Source organism: Leisingera sp. ANG1, assembly GCF_000203975.2.
Classification (GTDB): domain Bacteria; phylum Pseudomonadota; class Alphaproteobacteria; order Rhodobacterales; family Rhodobacteraceae; genus Leisingera.
In genome coordinates this window covers 434,163-448,967 of record NZ_AFCF02000006.1, presented here as the reverse complement: position 1 = coordinate 448,967, position 14,805 = coordinate 434,163, and the positions used below count along the sequence as shown (strand labels likewise).

The following is a 14,805-nucleotide window of genomic DNA, read 5'->3' as shown; positions in this document are numbered from 1 at the left end:
TGCGGCAGCTTAGGGCGGCAACTGCCGCCGCTCAACCAATTAGGGTCAGGTATTGATGCAGGAGGTCGCCTGCGCCGCCTGCGCCTCTGTCACATTTGGCCCCGGCTGCACGTTTCGCAGCACCGTTGCGCCCGCACCATGGCCCAGGAACTCAGTACTGACGCGCACCTCCCCGGTGATGCCCGCGGCCTCGACACAGCCCGGAATCCGCGCATCGGTCACCGCCAGCTGGCCGCCGATCCGGTCGTGGTCCGTTGCCGTCATGCAGCCCGCCAGGAGGGTCAGCGCGCCCGCGGCACATCCAAGAAGTCTCATGCCGTAAATCCATTTCCTGCCAAAAACACACCCCCGGTTTCGCAAGAAACCGGGGGGCATGCAATTTTCAACATTTTAAGCGGCGGATCCTTGCGGGCCGCCTGCCACGGTCAAACCGCGCGTTCCACCATCATCTTCTTGATATGCGCAATCGCCTTGGCCGGGTTCAGGCCTTTGGGGCAGGTTTTGGCGCAGTTCATGATGGTGTGGCAGCGGTAGAGCTTGAACGGATCCTCCAACTGGTCCAGGCGCTCCGGCGTGGCCTCGTCCCGGCTGTCGATGATCCAGCGGTAGGCGTGCAACAGCGCGGCCGGCCCTAGGTAACGGTCACCGTTCCACCAGTAGCTGGGGCAAGAGGTCGAACAGGAGGCACACATCACGCATTCATAGAGGCCATCCAGTTTCTTGCGGTCCTCGATGGACTGCTTCCACTCTTTCGCCGGGCGGTTGGTCTTGGTCTCCAGCCATGGCATGATCGAGGCGTGCTGGGCATAGAAATGCGTCAGATCCGGGATCAGGTCCTTGACCACCGGCATATGCGGCAGCGGGTAGATGGCCACATCGCCCTTGATCTCATCCATGCCGTAGATACAGGCCAGCGTGTTGATACCGTCGATGTTCATCGCACACGACCCGCAGATCCCCTCCCTGCAGGAGCGGCGGAAGGTCAGGGTCGGGTCGATCTCGTTCTTGATCTTGATCAGCGCGTCCAGAACCATCGGGCCGCAGCTGTCCATGTCGACGAAATAGGTGTCGACCTGCGGGTTTTTCCCGTCATCGGGGTTCCAGCGGTAGATCTTGAATTTGCGCACATTGCTGGCGCCCTCCGGCTTGGGCCAGGTCTTGCCGGTGGTGATCTTGGAGTTCTTCGGGAGGCTGAATTGAACCATGGTCTGTCTCCTTAGAACGTCCGCGCCTTGGGCGCGATTTTCTTGAGGCTGATGCCGCCTTCATCCTCGGTGGTCAGCGGATCCACGATCACCGGACGGTAGGACAGATCAACCTTGTTGCCCTCCACGCGCGACACGGTGTGGACCCGCCAGTTCTCGTCGTCGCGGGTGGCGTAATCCTCATGCGCGTGCGCGCCGCGGCTTTCCTTGCGCGCCTCGGCGCCAACGATGGTGGCCAGCGCGTTCGGCATCAGGTTGGTCAGCTCCAGCGTCTCCATCAGGTCGGAGTTCCAGACCAGCGAGCGGTCGGTCACCTGCAGATCGTCGAGCTTGGCCGCAATCGCGGTCATCTTCTCGACGCCTTCCTTCAGGGTCTTGTCGGTGCGGAACACCGCCGCGTCCGCTTGCATGGTGCGCTGCATTTCCAGCCGCAGGTCCGCGGTCGGGATACCGCCCTTGGCGTTGCGCAGGGTGTCGAAGCGGTCAAACGCCTTGTCGACAGAGGCCTGGTTCAGCACCGGGTTCGCCGCATCGGCGTCCACAACCTTGCCCGCGCGAATGGCGGAGGCACGGCCAAAGACCACCAGGTCAATCAGCGAGTTGGAGCCCAGCCGGTTGGCGCCATGCACCGAGGCGCAGCCCGCCTCGCCCACGGCCATCAGGCCCGGCACCACGGCGGTCGGATCCTCGGCGGTCGGGTTCAGCACCTCGCCCCAGTAGTTGGTCGGAATACCGCCCATGTTGTAGTGCACGGTAGGCAGAACCGGGATCGGCTCCTTGGTCACGTCCACACCGGCAAAGATCTTGGCGCTCTCGGAAATACCCGGCAGCCGCTCCGCCAGCGCCTCGGCTGGCAGGTGGCTGAGGTTCAGGTGGATATGGTCGCCCTCGGCGCCCACGCCGCGGCCTTCGCGGATTTCCATGGTCATCGAGCGGCTGACATAGTCGCGCGGCGCCAGGTCCTTGTACTGGGGCGCATAGCGCTCCATGAAGCGTTCGCCTTCGGAGTTGGTGAGATAGCCGCCCTCGCCCCGCGCGCCCTCGGTAATCAGGCAGCCGGAGCCGTAGATGCCGGTCGGGTGGAACTGCACAAATTCCATGTCCTGCAGCGCCAGGCCAGCGCGCGCCACCATGCCGCCCCCGTCACCGGTGCAGGTGTGCGCCGAGGTGGCGGAGAAATAGGCGCGGCCATAGCCGCCGGTCGCCAGCACCACCATCTTGGCGTTGAAGACATGCATGGTGCCGTCATCCAGCTTCCAGCAGACAACGCCCTGGCACTGCCCGTCCTCGGACATGATCAGGTCGATGGCGAAATACTCGATGTAGAACTCGGCATTGTTCTTGAGGCTCTGACCATACAGCGTGTGCAGGATCGCGTGGCCGGTCCGGTCAGCCGCCGCACAGGTGCGCTGCACCGCGGGGCCTTCGCCGTATTCGGTGGTGTGGCCGCCGAACGGGCGCTGGTAGATCTTGCCTTCCTCGGTGCGCGAGAACGGCACGCCGTAATGCTCCAGCTCGTAAACCGCCTTGGGGGCCTCACGTGCCAGATATTCCATCGCGTCGGTGTCGCCCAGCCAATCAGAGCCCTTGACAGTGTCATACATATGCCACTGCCAGCTGTCCGGCCCCATGTTGCCCAAGCTGGCGGCAATGCCGCCCTGCGCCGCCACAGTGTGGGAGCGGGTCGGGAACACTTTGGTCACACAGGCCGTGCGCAGCCCCTGTTCCGCCATGCCCAGCGTCGCGCGGAGGCCAGCCCCGCCGGCGCCAACCACGACCACGTCATATTCATGTGTTTCGTATTCGTAAGCAGCCATTGAAAGAGACCTCGGGGAGTTACAGGGCCAGGCGGATCAGCGCATAGGCGCTGGTCGCGGCGACAGCATAAGACAGGCAATTGACCAGGATGATCGTCAGGCGGCCTTTCAGCCCATGGACGTAATCCTCAATCATGATCTGGGCGCCGGATTTGAAGTGCATCATGCCGACCCAGATGGTCAGCGCCGCCACGAGCGCCGGGAACGGGCGGGAGTAATAGGCGGTGATCTGTTCATAGGTGCCGCCCAGCGCAGAACCGAAGGTGAAGACAAACAGCGGCACCAGGATCAAGAGAGCGATTGAGCTCACCTGCATCGACCAGTGATGTTCTGTTCCGGATTTTGCAGCGCCCATGCCAACGGCGCGCTTGCGGTCAGTCAGATATCGCATTGCGTGTGCCTCCCGGGCTTAGACGATGATGATGGTCAGAACGGTCAGAACGGCAGAGCCGATCACCACGAACCAGCCCAGTTTCTCGGCCTGCTCCAGGTCCAGCATCATGCCGTTGTCCCAGATCAGATGCCGGATGCCCGCCAGCGTGTGATACCACAGGCCCAGCGCCGACAGCGTCATCACCAGATCGCCGAACCAGCTGGTCAGCAGGCCGTTGGCAATGGCGAAATACTCGGGCGAGGTTGCGGCAGCCAGGAACCACCAGGCGATCAGCAGCGCCGAGACGATCAGCGCGTTGCCGGTGATCCGTGTCAGGATCGAAGTCACGGAGGTCAGCTGCGGCCGGTAGACCTGCAAATGCGGCGAAAGCGGGCGGTTGCCCCGATTGACATCGGCCATGTTGGCTCCTTTTCAGGTTGGCTGACGACGTTTTAGCCGATTTTTACGGCGTGTCACCCGAAGGAACGGTTAAAAACGGCAGGTTTCTCGCCTGTTGGCGCTAAAACGCCACGGCTTGTGATCACAGCAAATAATTAGTGATCACAAATCCGCCGATTGAAAATTTTTTGCAGAATCAGGGCCCCTTCTGCAAATCACTGCAAAGACGCAACTGCCCTCCCCGTGCCTTCCGGCAGTGCAGCGGTCTGCCGTGCGACCTCCCTGACCAGCTTCTTGCGGATGCGCGACGGGTAGTCAGCAAAGCTCGCGGCAGAGACCACAAAGGCCCCCTCACCGCGGATCACGTTTTCAAAGAAATAGGCGGTCAGGTCCGGCTCGCTCTGCTCAATGGCGATGGCATTCACCGTCACACCCGCCGCCGCCAGCGCGCCATGCGCCTCGCGCGGCTCGATCCCTTCGTTGGAGAACCCGTCGCCGGAGACATCAATCACCCGGCGCTTGCACTGCTCCACGGCCGGAAACTGCTCCAGCGCCAGAAACAGCGCCTCCCCCACCGCGGTGGAGTAATTGCGCCAGGGCCTTGGCGCCTGCTCGATCTGCTGCGCCAGCGCTTCCACATCCCCGAACGTCCGGATCTCGGCCCATGGCAGTGTCACCTCCTGGCGCGACTCGCCCGACCATTGCAGCAGCAGCACCTGAGCGCGCGCCTTGACCAACGCCTCAGAGACCACCCCGTCGCGCAGGCCTGCCGCCAGCCCGTCCATCTGAATGCGGTATTCCTCGGCATCAACAGAGCCGGAGACATCCACCGCCAGCACCAATGCCAGATCGCAGGCCGCTGCGCGCAGCGGCCCAAGGGAGAGCATGGAGAAAACCAGAAGCTGCAAAACCCGCATGCTGCCAGCTTATGCGGCAAACCGGCTGACGGTCATCACATTTCTGCCATCCCCCTGTTCATCTGGCTGAAAATATCCTGGGGGTGAGCAGGCACCGCCTGCGAGGGGGCAAAGCCCCCTCAGATCACTTCGGCATCAACGCCCAGTAATCCAGATCCAACAGCACATCCGGCAGATACTTGCCGTCCTCGCCCTTCAGCTCAAACGGCGCACCACCCTTGGTCGCCACCAGCCGCAGCCGGATCGCGCCGACGCCGGGCGCTGCGGTGTCGGCCTTGTCCAGCACCTCGGACCACGCCCGCACAGTGAGCCCGGACAGGCAGGGGTTGGCGTGTGCGCCGCCATTCAGGCCGACAATCATCTGCGCATTTGCGAGGCCATTGAACGACAGCGTCCGCGCCATCGAAATCACATGGCCGCCATAGATCAACCGGGTGCCGTCGGGCCGCGCGGTATTGTCGAAATGCACCTTGGCGGTGTTCTGCCACAGCCGGGTCGCCATCATGTGCTCGGCTTCCTCGATGGTGACGCCATCCACATGGTCGATGGTCTCGCCGACCTCATAGTCGCCCCAGCGGTGCGGCTCGCCTGCCAGGGTGAAATCGTAATTGCTGAAATCCAGCCCCGCCGGGATCACCAGCTGGTCCGCCGGGATCACCTTGTTCAGCTCGGGGATCACGGTCTCCGGCGCCGGGGCATCCAGGTCGCGTTTGCGCACCATCACCCAGCGCACGTACTCCATCACGCATTCATCGCGCTGGTTCAGCCCGCGGGTGCGCACATAGACCACGCCGGATTTGCCATTGGAGTTCTGCTTGAGGCCGATGACCTCGGACTCCGAGCGCAGCGTGTCGCCGGGATAAACCGGCAGCAGCCAGCGCCCCTCGGCATAGCCGAGGTTCGCCAGCGCATTCAGCGAGATATCCGGCACCGTCTTGCCGAACACTACGTGGAAGGCCGCCAAATCGTCCAGCGGCGCCGAGGGCAGACCAGAGGCCCGGGCAAATTCATCCGAAGAATAGAGAGCATGGCGCGCCGGGTAGAGCGCATGGTACAACGCCCGCTCGCCGCCAGACACCGTGCGCGGCACCGCATGGCGGATCACTTCCCCAACGGTATAGTCTTCGAAAAAGCGGCCCGGATTGGTCTTGGCCATCAGTGTTCTCCCAGTTTGGTCTCAGGGGTGTAGGTTCCGTCCACCTCCTTCACCACCGCCTGACCGCAGCGCATGATCCCCTTGACGGGATCAAAGGCCTGGGTCGGGCTGCCGTGCAGCTCCCAGCCCTTGTTCAGCGCATCGGTCACCTTGTGGCAAAAGGCAGAGGTGTCGTCTTCGGACAAAAATCGGTAAAGCTTCATGGTTTCCTATCCTGGCTAAGGGCCTAGCCGCCGAACGGCGACGGGCCGACGATGCCGTGGACGTAGCCGATCACCCCCATCAGGACAATCGAGGCGGCAAGGAACATCCCGTCCTTGGCAATCGCGCCCTTCGGCCCCGGCTGCCAGCCCGGCTCTGCCCGGTTGATCACCACTTTCTCGGTGATGGACCATGCCCACAGGCCGCCGAACAGGACAAACGACGCCGGATCCCAGTTCACCAGCAGGTGCGCCAGCGCCCACAGGCCAAAGCCCGTCAGCATCGGGTGGCGCATCTTGTAGAACAGCGCGCCCTTATGCGGGCCAGGGCTCATGAAATAGATCGCAACCAGCACCAGCAGGTTGTTGATATGCTTCAGGAACGGCGGCACCAGCGCCAAATCGAAACTCTCGGCTGAGCGGTAGCCGATCACCATCAGCGCAACGCCCGCCACCAGCACCAGCGCCACCACGCCGCGCCCGCCATTGCCCATGGAGGCACGCATATCCGGTGCCAGCCGTTTGAACAGGTGGCCGCCCCACCACAGCAGAAGTCCCAGGATCAACAGTGCCATATCAGCCCCTCTTAGATGTTAAGCTGATTAACACCTACGCGGAAACCGCAGCGATTGCATCCGCTTTTGCCAGAATTTCACGCGCCGTTACAACATGCAGGTTCTCGACTATCTTGCCATCAACCACGGCAACACCCTGCCCAGCGGCCTGGGCCTCATCAAATGCGGCAATCTGGCGGCGGGAGGTGTCGATCTCGCGCTCAGTCGGGGCAAAGGCGGCATTGGCCACCTCTACCTGCGCCGGGTGGATCAGGGTCTTGCCGTCAAAGCCCATGTCGCGGCCTTGCGCGCATTCCGCGGCCAGCCCCTCCACGTCCTTGAAGGCGTTATAGACGCCGTCGACAATCACCAGCCCCTCGGCCTTGGCCGCCAGCAGGCACAGGCCCAGACCCGCCATCATCGGCATCCGGTCGGGGCGGTAGCGGGTCTGCAGTTCCTTGGCCAGGTCATTGGTGCCCATCACCATGCCCTGCAGCTTGGGGTGCGCTGCAATCGCGGCGGCATTCAGCATGCCGCGCGGGGTTTCCATCATCGCCCACAACGGGATATCGCCGGTAATTTCCGCCAGCGCGTCCAAATCCTCCGGCGCATTCACCTTGGGCAGAAGAATCGCATCCGGGTTCATCCGCGCCGCCGCCGCCGCATCACCACGGCCCCACTCGGTATCCAGCCCGTTGATCCGCACGATTTTCATCCGCGCGCCATAGCCGCCACCCTTCAGCGCCTGGGCCAAGGTCTCGCGGGCATTGGTTTTTTCATCGGCTGAGACCGCATCCTCCAGATCGAAGATCACCGCGTCCACCGGCAGGGTTTTGGCCTTCTCCAGCGCACGCGCGTTGGAGCCGGGGATATACAAAACCGAGCGGTAGGGGCGCGTGCGCGGGTCCATGAGGCCTCTCCATAAGTTATTTTGTTGCGTAAAGCGGTACAGATTCGATTGTATACTTTCAAGTACAATTCCGCCGCAGCGCAGCGTAACCTTTCGCGCATTTGCAGCAAGCGCTTGAAAAAATGTGTGAATTTTCGGCGCACGCCTGGTTAACCACTTATCAGCACCTGACCGGCACACTGAGGGGCACCAAGGCACAGGACCACTGCCGCCGCCACAGGCCGCACCTGCTGCCCGCAGGCATGGGGCCTGCATTTCGAATTGCGTCACACACCGGCCCGAACAGGGACACCGGGGGCTGCCGTCAGGCACCCTTCCCTGTCCGGCCGTTCCGGAAAGGGTAAAACGAGATGAAAAACTCAATCTTCGCACTGCCGCTGGCGCTGGCCGCGGTGACCATGGCCGCCGCACCCGCCGCTGCCCAAAGCCGCAACTGCGCCCCGCGCGATGCGGTGATCAAAAGGCTAGCCGAAAAATACGGCGAAAGCCGCCAAAGCATCGGCATGGGCCAGCAGGGCATGGTGATGGAAACCTTTGCCTCTGCCGACACCGGCAGCTGGACCATTACGGTGACCACCCCCAACGGCATGACCTGCCTGGTCGCCTCCGGCCAGTCCTACGAAGTGCTGGCAGAGGCCCTGCCGAACACCGACAGCGACGCCTGAGCAAGCATTGAGGCAGGTTTCCGGGCTGCAGGTTAGCGGCCGGGGACGCCGCGCGGGCTGGCTGATGCGAGCAGTCTTCAGGCCAGCCCGTCCCAGATCAGCTTAGCGCCGGTCACTGTCAGCAGCACATAGGTCAGCGCAAAGAACCAGCGCTCCGGGATCGAATGGTGCAGCTTCACCCCCAGCCAGGCCCCGAGCAGCGCAAAGGGCGCCAGCATCAGGTCCAGCAGCAGGGTTTCACGTGTGAACATCCCCAGCCCGGCATAAGGCACCGCCTTGGCGATATTGATGGCCCAGAAGATCAGCACCGTGCTGGCCTGGTACTCGGTCTTCCGCAACTTCAGGCTGAGAAGATAAACCGCGGCCGGCGGCCCGCCCGCATGGCTGACAAAACTGGTGAACCCCACCGCCAGCCCGGCCAGCGCACCGGCGCCCGTTGACAGCGGCGCATCTGCCGCCAGCCGCAGCCGCAGCCGCCCGCGCAGCTGCCACAGCACAAAACAGACAGAGACCAGCCCGATCAACACCCGCATCGCATCCGCATCCACCGCCGCATAAAGCCAGGCACCCAGCGCCACGCCGGGCAAGCCGCCGCCAATCAGCAGCAGCGATGCCCGCAGGTTCCAGCGTCCCCAATAGGGTTTCAGATTGGCCACGTCGATCAGCATCAGCAGGGGCAGCATCAGCGCCAGCGCCATGCCCGGCTCCAGCACCAGCGCCAGAATCGACGCCGAGGCAAAAGCTGCGCCGGACCCGAAACCGCCCTTGGACACGCCCGCAAAAACGACCGCCGGGATGGCAAAAACGAAAAACATTGCATCAAACGCCGCCATCACCCGCCCTCCGAAATGCCCAGATTACAGACGGTTTAGCGGTATCAGCACGGTATACACAAGCATACAGCGCCGAATGCCGCAGCGCAGAGCCCTTGCACGGCACGGTTTTACGCCGTAGGCATCAGGAAATTTCAACCGGACCGGAGACATTTTCCAATGGCACGACCCAAAATCGCCCTCATCGGCGCAGGTCAGATCGGCGGCACCCTCGCACATCTCGCAGCCCTCAAGGAACTGGGCGACGTTGTTCTCTTCGACATCGCCGAAGGCATCCCAGAAGGCAAGGCGCTGGACATCGCAGAATCCGGTCCCTCCGAGGGCTTCGACGCCTCCCTGAAGGGCACCCAGTCCTACGAGGACATCGCAGGCGCCGACGTCTGCATCGTGACCGCCGGCGTGCCGCGCAAGCCGGGCATGAGCCGCGACGACCTGCTGGGCATCAACCTCAAGGTGATGAAGTCCGTTGGCGAAGGCATCCGCGACCACGCGCCGAACGCCTTCGTGATCTGCATCACCAACCCGCTGGACGCGATGGTTTGGGCTCTGCGCGAATTCTCCGGCCTGCCCCACAACAAGGTTTGCGGCATGGCCGGCGTTCTGGACTCCGCCCGCTTCCGCCACTTCCTGGCTGAGGAATTCGGTGTCTCCATGAAAGACGTCACCGCGTTTGTGCTGGGCGGCCACGGCGACACCATGGTGCCCTCCGTGCGCTACTCCACCGTGGCCGGCATCCCGCTGCCCGACCTGGTCAAGATGGGCTGGACCACTCAGGAGCGCCTGGACGCGATCCTGCAGCGCACCCGTGACGGCGGCGCAGAAATCGTTGGCCTGCTGAAAACCGGCTCCGCCTTCTACGCGCCGGCCACCTCCGCCATCGAAATGGCTGAGGCCTTCCTGAAAGACCAGAAGCGCGTGCTGCCCTGCGCCGCCTATTGCGATGGTGAGCTGGGCGTCAAGGACATGTATGTGGGCGTGCCCACCGTAATCGGCGCCGGCGGCATCGAGAAGGTGGTGAACATCCAGCTGAACGAAGAAGAACAGACCATGTTCGACAATTCGGTCAACGCCGTGAAGGGCCTGGTCGAAGCCTGCAAGGGCATCGACGCCTCGCTGGCCTGATCCGGCAAAAAGACAAGATGAAAAACGGGGCCTCAGCGCCCCGTTTTTTTTGGTTCTCTAGCTGGCAGCCTTCAGTTTGAACTGAGGGCGGTTCCCGGAAATTTCCATCGTATACCCCTCCCCTTTGCGAACAGGCGTTCCCCAGGACGGACCATAGAGAAAGGCGCAGACCTCCTCAGGCCGCGCCGGAACACGGATGGGAATGCCCTGCATTTCCGCGTCCTGCAAAGGAAAAATCAGCTCCTTGGGCACATGGATCGTGGTCGCGGGGTCGCGCCACAATCCTGCGAAATTCCACCGTTCGATCAGGTAGTCCGCGGGACTGTCGTCGTAAAAGTAGAAATCGGCGTAGGTCTTGATCCCGTCCTGCATCCGCGTGGCCTGCACAACCAGCGGCTTGCGCCAGAACTTATACCACTTCGCCCGCGGATGAAGCTCCAGCTCGAAACCGCTGCTTTCAAGCGCGGCCAGCAGCTTCTTTCTGTCCCGCGCATTCACGTAGATGTCGATGTCATCGTCATGCGGAATGATGTCGCCGTCGCGCACACAGCCCAGCAGCGTGCCAAAGAAGACAAATGCCTCCACCCCTGCCAGACGGGCAAAGATATCTCTCAGATTGTTGCGGTTAAGTTCAGCGGGAACCGGATCAATCATTGGCGCTCCAGAACCATGCGCGCAACAAAGGCATCATCGGCCTTGTATTTCGCAAAACCGAAGCCTTCTGCCAGATAAGTGCATGTCAGACCGTGCCGGCCGGCGCTGGCGATCACCTGAAGCGGCTCCACATAGCGGCGGTAGTGCTCTGATGTCACCTTGGTCTGGAACTGATCCCGCGGCGTGCGGAACTCCAGGCACAGACGGCCTCTGTCACCAACCAGCCCCGCTGCAAGACGCAGCAGGTTTGCTTCGGCGTCTTCGTCAATCGCGTGCAGAAAGAAACGCGCATAGACAATCGCGTCACCCCAATCGGCGGCGTTCTGCTCCAGGAAGCTCGAACAGGCGACGGCGTCCTGCATATCCAGCTGGCTGAACCCGATATTGTCCACACCCCGGCGTTCCGCCACAGCCTGGCACAGCGAGACCGCGGAGGCAGATCCGTCGATGCCGCGGACGGACTTGCCGTGCATGGCGAAAAAGAAACTGTCCCGGCCGTCACCGCAACCGAGGTCCACGAACCTCTGCCGGTCGGAAAATTCATTCAGCACAAAGGCTGCGAATTGCGACGGCACCGCCGGTCTTTCCTTTTTGCCGTAGTAGGCATCCCAATAGTCTTTGGTGTCGATAGTCAAAACAACTCTCCTGAGTCTCGCGCCGCGGCGCTGCGGTCCATGCGCCCTAATGCCAAAAAAGCCCCCTTCAGGCAACGTGCTCAAGCCCGCTTTCCTGCCGCGGCCTGCGGGAGCTGCCTGTTCTGAGGCAACAGCAGCAAACTGCTGCCGTCCAGCACGCGCGGCACGAAAACGGCAGATCAAGCCAAGGAATCGGCGCCGGCGCCCCAAGACGGCAGCGGCGCTATGTGATCACACGGCCAAATAGTGTGATCACAAAAGTCGAAAATCTTCCGCATTTCCCCGCAGCCAGTCAAAAAAGCCTTTAACACTTGGCATTATGACGGCCTATAAATCAGCAGACAATTGCAGCCAGACGGGACAGTTTCAAATGAACATCCACGAATATCAGGCCAAAGCCCTTCTTCGCAGCTACGGTGCGCCGGTGTCCGACGGACGCGTGGTGCTGCGGGCCGAAGAAGCCAAGACAGCCGCCGGTGAACTCGACGGCCCGCTTTGGGTCGTAAAGGCACAGATCCACGCAGGCGGCCGCGGCAAGGGCTCCTTCAAGGAAGCCGATGCCGGCGAAAAAGGCGGCGTGCGCCTGACCAAATCGGTGGAGGAAGCTGCCGAGGAAGCCAAGAAGATGCTGGGCCGCACTCTTGTGACCCATCAGACCGGCCCGGCCGGCAAGCAGGTGAACCGCATCTACATCGAAGCGGGCTCCGGCATCCAGACCGAGCTGTACCTGGCACTGCTGGTCGACCGCCAGACCTCCCGCATCTCCTTTGTCTGCTCCACCGAGGGCGGCATGGACATCGAGGAAGTGGCCGCCGCCACCCCGGAAAAGATCCTGTCCTTCTCTGTCGACCCGGCCACCGGCTACCAGCCCTACCACGGCCGCCGCATCGCGTTTTCGCTTGGCCTTGAAGGCGCGCAGATCAAGCAGTGCGTCAAGCTGATGGGCCAGCTCTACAAAGCCTTCGTCGAGAAGGACATGGAGATGCTGGAGATCAACCCGCTGATCGTCGGCGACGACGGCGCGCTGAAAGTGCTGGACGCCAAGGTCGGCTTTGACGGCAACGCGGTTTACCGCCACGCCGACGTGGCTGAGCTGCGCGACACCACCGAGGAAGACCCGAAAGAGCTGGAAGCCTCCAAATACGACCTGAACTATATCGCGCTCGACGGTGAGATCGGCTGCATGGTGAACGGCGCGGGCCTGGCGATGGCCACCATGGACATCATCAAGCTGTATGGCGCGGAGCCTGCCAACTTCCTCGACGTGGGCGGCGGCGCCACCAAGGAGAAGGTGACCGAGGCCTTCAAGATCATCACTTCCGACCCGAACGTCAAAGGCATCCTGGTGAACATCTTCGGCGGCATCATGCGGTGCGACGTGATCGCCGAGGGCGTGGTTGCCGCGGTCAAGGAAGTCGGCCTCAAGGTGCCGCTGGTGGTCCGCCTCGAGGGCACCAACGTCGAGAAGGGCAAGGAGATCATCAACACCTCCGGCCTCGACGTGATCGCCGCCGACAACCTCAAGGACGGCGCCGAAAAGATCGTGAAGGCGGTGAAGGGCTGATCCTGCTCTCCCGGGCTCAGCCCGGGAGCTTTCCGGATCAAGGACAGGTTCCAGCACATGAAACTCGCAGCCTACATGATCTCGCTCGAACGGGCGGCCGGGCGGCACGCAGCAATGCGGGCAGCACTGGCGGACGCCCGCATCGAGGCCGAGTTCGTGCCTGCCGTTGACCTGCAGACAACACCTGAATCCGAACTGCTGAAGCAATGCCGCAGCTTTGGCCCCTGGGGGGCCTTTGCAGCGGGCAACATGGCGTGCACGCTGAGCCACGCCCGTGTCTGGGAAACATTTCTGGACAGTGATGCGGATATCGCTCTTGTGTTTGAGGATGACGTCTTCATCTCGCCGGAGCTGCGTCTGTGGCTGGATGATCTGAGCTGGTGGCCGGACGGTTGCGGGCTGGTGAATATCGAATTCTGGCGCAGCGACTCGCTGCGGGTGATGCTGGGCACTGGCGGCACGGCGCGTCATGGCCGCCGACTGGCACCGATGCTGTCACGCAACCCAGGCTCAGCCGGCTATCTGGTGACACGGTCCGCTGCGGAACAGCTTCTGGCGGCGCGCCCGTTCGACCTCTCGATCGACCAGTTGCTGTTCAATCCGCTGGTTTCCCGCCTGGCAGTTTCCCTCAACCCCTATCAGATCACTCCAGCGCTGGTGAAACAGGGCAATACGCCCCCCGAAGAAAGCACTTTTCTGGGGCATGGCACCCGCCGCCCTGCTTCTGCTGTTCGCTGGCGCCAAAAACGTTTGCGGGGCATGGCTGAACTCAGTGCCTTGCCCCGGTCTCTCTTCCGCCTGATCTCCGGCCGCGCACGGCTTGCCCGTGTCACCTATGCAGATCGGGCACTTACCGACGACAACGCGGCGCGTGCCGCAAAGACACAAGCCGTTTAATCGAAAGGAAAGGACAACATGGCAGTCCTCATCGACGAAAACACCAAGGTCATCTGTCAGGGCTTCACCGGCTCTCAAGGCACATTCCACTCCGAACAGGCCATCGCCTACGGCACCAAGATGGTCGGCGGCGTGACCCCGGGCAAAGGCGGCCAGACCCATCTGGAGCTGCCGGTCTTCAACTCCGTGCATGAAGCCAAGCACGTGACCGGCGCCAATGCCTCGGTGATCTACGTGCCGCCGCCGTTTGCCGCGGATTCCATCCTCGAAGCCATCGACGCCGAAATGGAAGTGATCGTCGCCATCACCGAGGGCATCCCGGTTCTCGATATGATGAAGGTGAAGCGGGCGCTGGAGAATTCCTCCTCCATCCTGATCGGCCCGAACTGCCCCGGCGTGATCACCCCGGATGCCTGCAAGATCGGCATCATGCCCGGCCACATCCACCGCCGCGGTTCTGTCGGCGTGGTGTCCCGCTCCGGCACCCTGACCTATGAGGCGGTGAAGCAGACCACTGATGTGGGCCTGGGCCAGTCGACCTGCGTCGGCATCGGCGGCGATCCGATCAAAGGCACCGAGCATATCGACGTGCTGGAATGGTTCCTGGCTGACGACGAGACCGAAAGCATCATCATGATCGGCGAAATCGGTGGCTCCGCCGAGGAAGAGGCCGCGCAGTTCCTGGCCGATGAGGCCAAGAAAGGCCGCAAGAAGCCGGTTGCAGGCTTCATTGCAGGCCGCACCGCCCCTCCGGGCCGCCGCATGGGCCACGCGGGCGCGATTGTCGCCGGCGGCAAGGGCGGCGCCGAGGACAAGATCGAAGCGATGAAATCCGCAGGCATCGTGGTCGCCGAAAGCCCGGCCGGCCTGGGCGAAGCGGTTCTGAAAGCGATCGGCAAGTAAG

At 62.6% G+C, this 14,805-nt stretch carries 18 protein-coding genes; 5 read left to right on the top strand and 13 right to left on the bottom strand.

The window, feature by feature from the left end; translation table 11 throughout:
- Positions 1-45: 45 nt before the first annotated feature.
- The 10 genes from GC1_RS11695 to GC1_RS11650 all read right to left on the bottom strand — a co-directional run bounded on the left by GC1_RS11695 (position 46) and on the right by GC1_RS11650 (position 7,531).
- Entirely contained in the window at positions 46-315 is a 270-nt protein-coding gene (locus tag GC1_RS11695) for a hypothetical protein (protein WP_019297055.1), read from the bottom strand.
- Positions 316-425: 110 nt separating this feature from the next.
- Positions 426-1,205, bottom strand: coding sequence for a succinate dehydrogenase iron-sulfur subunit (locus tag GC1_RS11690; RefSeq protein ID WP_019297056.1), 780 nt, complete (start codon positions 1,203-1,205; stop codon positions 426-428).
- An 11-nt stretch (positions 1,206-1,216) separates the two neighbouring features.
- Positions 1,217-3,022, bottom strand: a complete 1,806-nt coding sequence (gene sdhA / locus GC1_RS11685; RefSeq protein ID WP_019297057.1) for a succinate dehydrogenase flavoprotein subunit — start codon at positions 3,020-3,022, stop codon at positions 1,217-1,219.
- A gap of 19 nt (positions 3,023-3,041) precedes the next feature.
- Positions 3,042-3,413, bottom strand: coding sequence for a succinate dehydrogenase, hydrophobic membrane anchor protein (sdhD, locus tag GC1_RS11680; RefSeq protein ID WP_019297058.1), 372 nt, complete (start codon positions 3,411-3,413; stop codon positions 3,042-3,044).
- Positions 3,414-3,431: 18 nt separating this feature from the next.
- Positions 3,432-3,815, bottom strand: coding sequence for a succinate dehydrogenase, cytochrome b556 subunit (sdhC, locus tag GC1_RS11675; protein WP_019297059.1), 384 nt, complete (start codon positions 3,813-3,815; stop codon positions 3,432-3,434).
- A 194-nt stretch (positions 3,816-4,009) separates the two neighbouring features.
- Entirely contained in the window at positions 4,010-4,711 is a 702-nt protein-coding gene (locus GC1_RS11670) for a DUF1194 domain-containing protein (RefSeq protein WP_019297060.1), read from the bottom strand.
- Positions 4,712-4,835: 124 nt separating this feature from the next.
- Positions 4,836-5,867: a MaoC family dehydratase gene (locus tag GC1_RS11665; RefSeq protein WP_019297061.1), complete on the bottom strand. Its 1,032-nt coding sequence runs from the start codon at positions 5,865-5,867 to the stop codon at positions 4,836-4,838.
- Positions 5,867-6,070, bottom strand: a complete 204-nt coding sequence (locus GC1_RS11660) for a DUF1737 domain-containing protein (protein WP_019297062.1) — start codon at positions 6,068-6,070, stop codon at positions 5,867-5,869. Before GC1_RS11660 ends, GC1_RS11665 begins: the two co-directional genes overlap by 1 nt.
- Before the next feature lie 23 nt (positions 6,071-6,093).
- Positions 6,094-6,642 carry an NnrU family protein gene (locus tag GC1_RS11655; protein ID WP_019297063.1) on the bottom strand — a complete coding sequence of 183 codons (549 nt, stop codon included), beginning with the start codon at positions 6,640-6,642 and terminating at the stop codon, positions 6,094-6,096.
- 34 nt (positions 6,643-6,676) lie between these two features.
- Complete coding sequence (locus tag GC1_RS11650) at positions 6,677-7,531, bottom strand: HpcH/HpaI aldolase/citrate lyase family protein (RefSeq protein ID WP_019297064.1); 855 nt, start codon at positions 7,529-7,531, stop codon at positions 6,677-6,679.
- A gap of 350 nt (positions 7,532-7,881) precedes the next feature.
- Here GC1_RS11650 and GC1_RS11645 point away from each other — a divergent pair, with 350 nt between their 5' ends.
- On the top strand, positions 7,882-8,196 hold the full coding sequence (locus GC1_RS11645; protein ID WP_019297065.1) for a hypothetical protein: 315 nt from the start codon (positions 7,882-7,884) through the stop codon (positions 8,194-8,196).
- A 77-nt stretch (positions 8,197-8,273) separates the two neighbouring features.
- Here GC1_RS11645 and GC1_RS11640 read toward each other — a convergent pair whose 3' ends face one another.
- Positions 8,274-9,029, bottom strand: coding sequence for a sulfite exporter TauE/SafE family protein (locus GC1_RS11640; RefSeq protein ID WP_019297066.1), 756 nt, complete (start codon positions 9,027-9,029; stop codon positions 8,274-8,276).
- A 159-nt stretch (positions 9,030-9,188) separates the two neighbouring features.
- Here GC1_RS11640 and mdh point away from each other — a divergent pair, with 159 nt between their 5' ends.
- Positions 9,189-10,151 (top strand): malate dehydrogenase, encoded by a 963-nt coding sequence (gene mdh, locus GC1_RS11635; RefSeq protein ID WP_019297067.1) that lies wholly within the window; start codon positions 9,189-9,191, stop codon positions 10,149-10,151.
- Positions 10,152-10,208: 57 nt separating this feature from the next.
- Here the strand turns inward: mdh and GC1_RS11630 are convergent, their stop codons facing one another.
- Together GC1_RS11630 and GC1_RS11625 are read right to left on the bottom strand one after the other, a co-directional pair.
- On the bottom strand, positions 10,209-10,805 hold the full coding sequence (locus GC1_RS11630) for a LicD family protein (RefSeq protein WP_019297068.1): 597 nt from the start codon (positions 10,803-10,805) through the stop codon (positions 10,209-10,211).
- Positions 10,802-11,440, bottom strand: coding sequence for a class I SAM-dependent methyltransferase (locus GC1_RS11625; RefSeq protein WP_019297069.1), 639 nt, complete (start codon positions 11,438-11,440; stop codon positions 10,802-10,804). Before GC1_RS11625 ends, GC1_RS11630 begins: the two co-directional genes overlap by 4 nt.
- Positions 11,441-11,810: 370 nt before the next feature.
- Here GC1_RS11625 and sucC point away from each other — a divergent pair, with 370 nt between their 5' ends.
- Genes sucC through sucD form a run of 3 tightly spaced genes read left to right on the top strand, consistent with a single transcriptional unit; the run spans position 11,811 to position 14,804 of the window.
- Complete coding sequence (gene sucC / locus GC1_RS11620) at positions 11,811-13,004, top strand: ADP-forming succinate--CoA ligase subunit beta (RefSeq protein ID WP_019297070.1); 1,194 nt, start codon at positions 11,811-11,813, stop codon at positions 13,002-13,004.
- 57 nt (positions 13,005-13,061) lie between these two features.
- Entirely contained in the window at positions 13,062-13,901 is an 840-nt protein-coding gene (locus GC1_RS11615) for a glycosyltransferase family 25 protein (RefSeq protein WP_019297071.1), read from the top strand.
- Positions 13,902-13,919: 18 nt separating this feature from the next.
- Positions 13,920-14,804 carry a succinate--CoA ligase subunit alpha gene (gene sucD / locus GC1_RS11610; RefSeq protein WP_019297072.1) on the top strand — a complete coding sequence of 295 codons (885 nt, stop codon included), beginning with the start codon at positions 13,920-13,922 and terminating at the stop codon, positions 14,802-14,804.
- Position 14,805 lies beyond the last annotated feature (1 nt).

Bases quoted from the DNA above. Each gene is read 5' to 3' on its own strand.
- GC1_RS11695 (WP_019297055.1), bottom strand. From the start codon at position 315: ATGAGACTTCTTGGATGTGCCGCGGGCGCGCTGACCCTCCTGGCGGGC.
- GC1_RS11690 (WP_019297056.1), bottom strand. From the start codon at position 1,205: ATGGTTCAATTCAGCCTCCCGAAGAACTCCAAGATCACCACCGGCAAG.
- sdhA (WP_019297057.1), bottom strand. From the start codon at position 3,022: ATGGCTGCTTACGAATACGAAACACATGAATATGACGTGGTCGTGGTT.
- sdhD (WP_019297058.1), bottom strand. From the start codon at position 3,413: ATGCGATATCTGACTGACCGCAAGCGCGCCGTTGGCATGGGCGCTGCA.
- sdhC (WP_019297059.1), bottom strand. From the start codon at position 3,815: ATGGCCGATGTCAATCGGGGCAACCGCCCGCTTTCGCCGCATTTGCAG.
- GC1_RS11670 (WP_019297060.1), bottom strand. From the start codon at position 4,711: ATGCGGGTTTTGCAGCTTCTGGTTTTCTCCATGCTCTCCCTTGGGCCG.
- GC1_RS11665 (WP_019297061.1), bottom strand. From the start codon at position 5,867: ATGGCCAAGACCAATCCGGGCCGCTTTTTCGAAGACTATACCGTTGGG.
- GC1_RS11660 (WP_019297062.1), bottom strand. From the start codon at position 6,070: ATGAAGCTTTACCGATTTTTGTCCGAAGACGACACCTCTGCCTTTTGC.
- GC1_RS11655 (WP_019297063.1), bottom strand. From the start codon at position 6,642: ATGGCACTGTTGATCCTGGGACTTCTGCTGTGGTGGGGCGGCCACCTG.
- GC1_RS11650 (WP_019297064.1), bottom strand. From the start codon at position 7,531: ATGGACCCGCGCACGCGCCCCTACCGCTCGGTTTTGTATATCCCCGGC.
- GC1_RS11645 (WP_019297065.1), top strand. From the start codon at position 7,882: ATGAAAAACTCAATCTTCGCACTGCCGCTGGCGCTGGCCGCGGTGACC.
- GC1_RS11640 (WP_019297066.1), bottom strand. From the start codon at position 9,029: ATGGCGGCGTTTGATGCAATGTTTTTCGTTTTTGCCATCCCGGCGGTC.
- mdh (WP_019297067.1), top strand. From the start codon at position 9,189: ATGGCACGACCCAAAATCGCCCTCATCGGCGCAGGTCAGATCGGCGGC.
- GC1_RS11630 (WP_019297068.1), bottom strand. From the start codon at position 10,805: ATGATTGATCCGGTTCCCGCTGAACTTAACCGCAACAATCTGAGAGAT.
- sucC (WP_019297070.1), top strand. From the start codon at position 11,811: ATGAACATCCACGAATATCAGGCCAAAGCCCTTCTTCGCAGCTACGGT.
- GC1_RS11615 (WP_019297071.1), top strand. From the start codon at position 13,062: ATGAAACTCGCAGCCTACATGATCTCGCTCGAACGGGCGGCCGGGCGG.
- sucD (WP_019297072.1), top strand. From the start codon at position 13,920: ATGGCAGTCCTCATCGACGAAAACACCAAGGTCATCTGTCAGGGCTTC.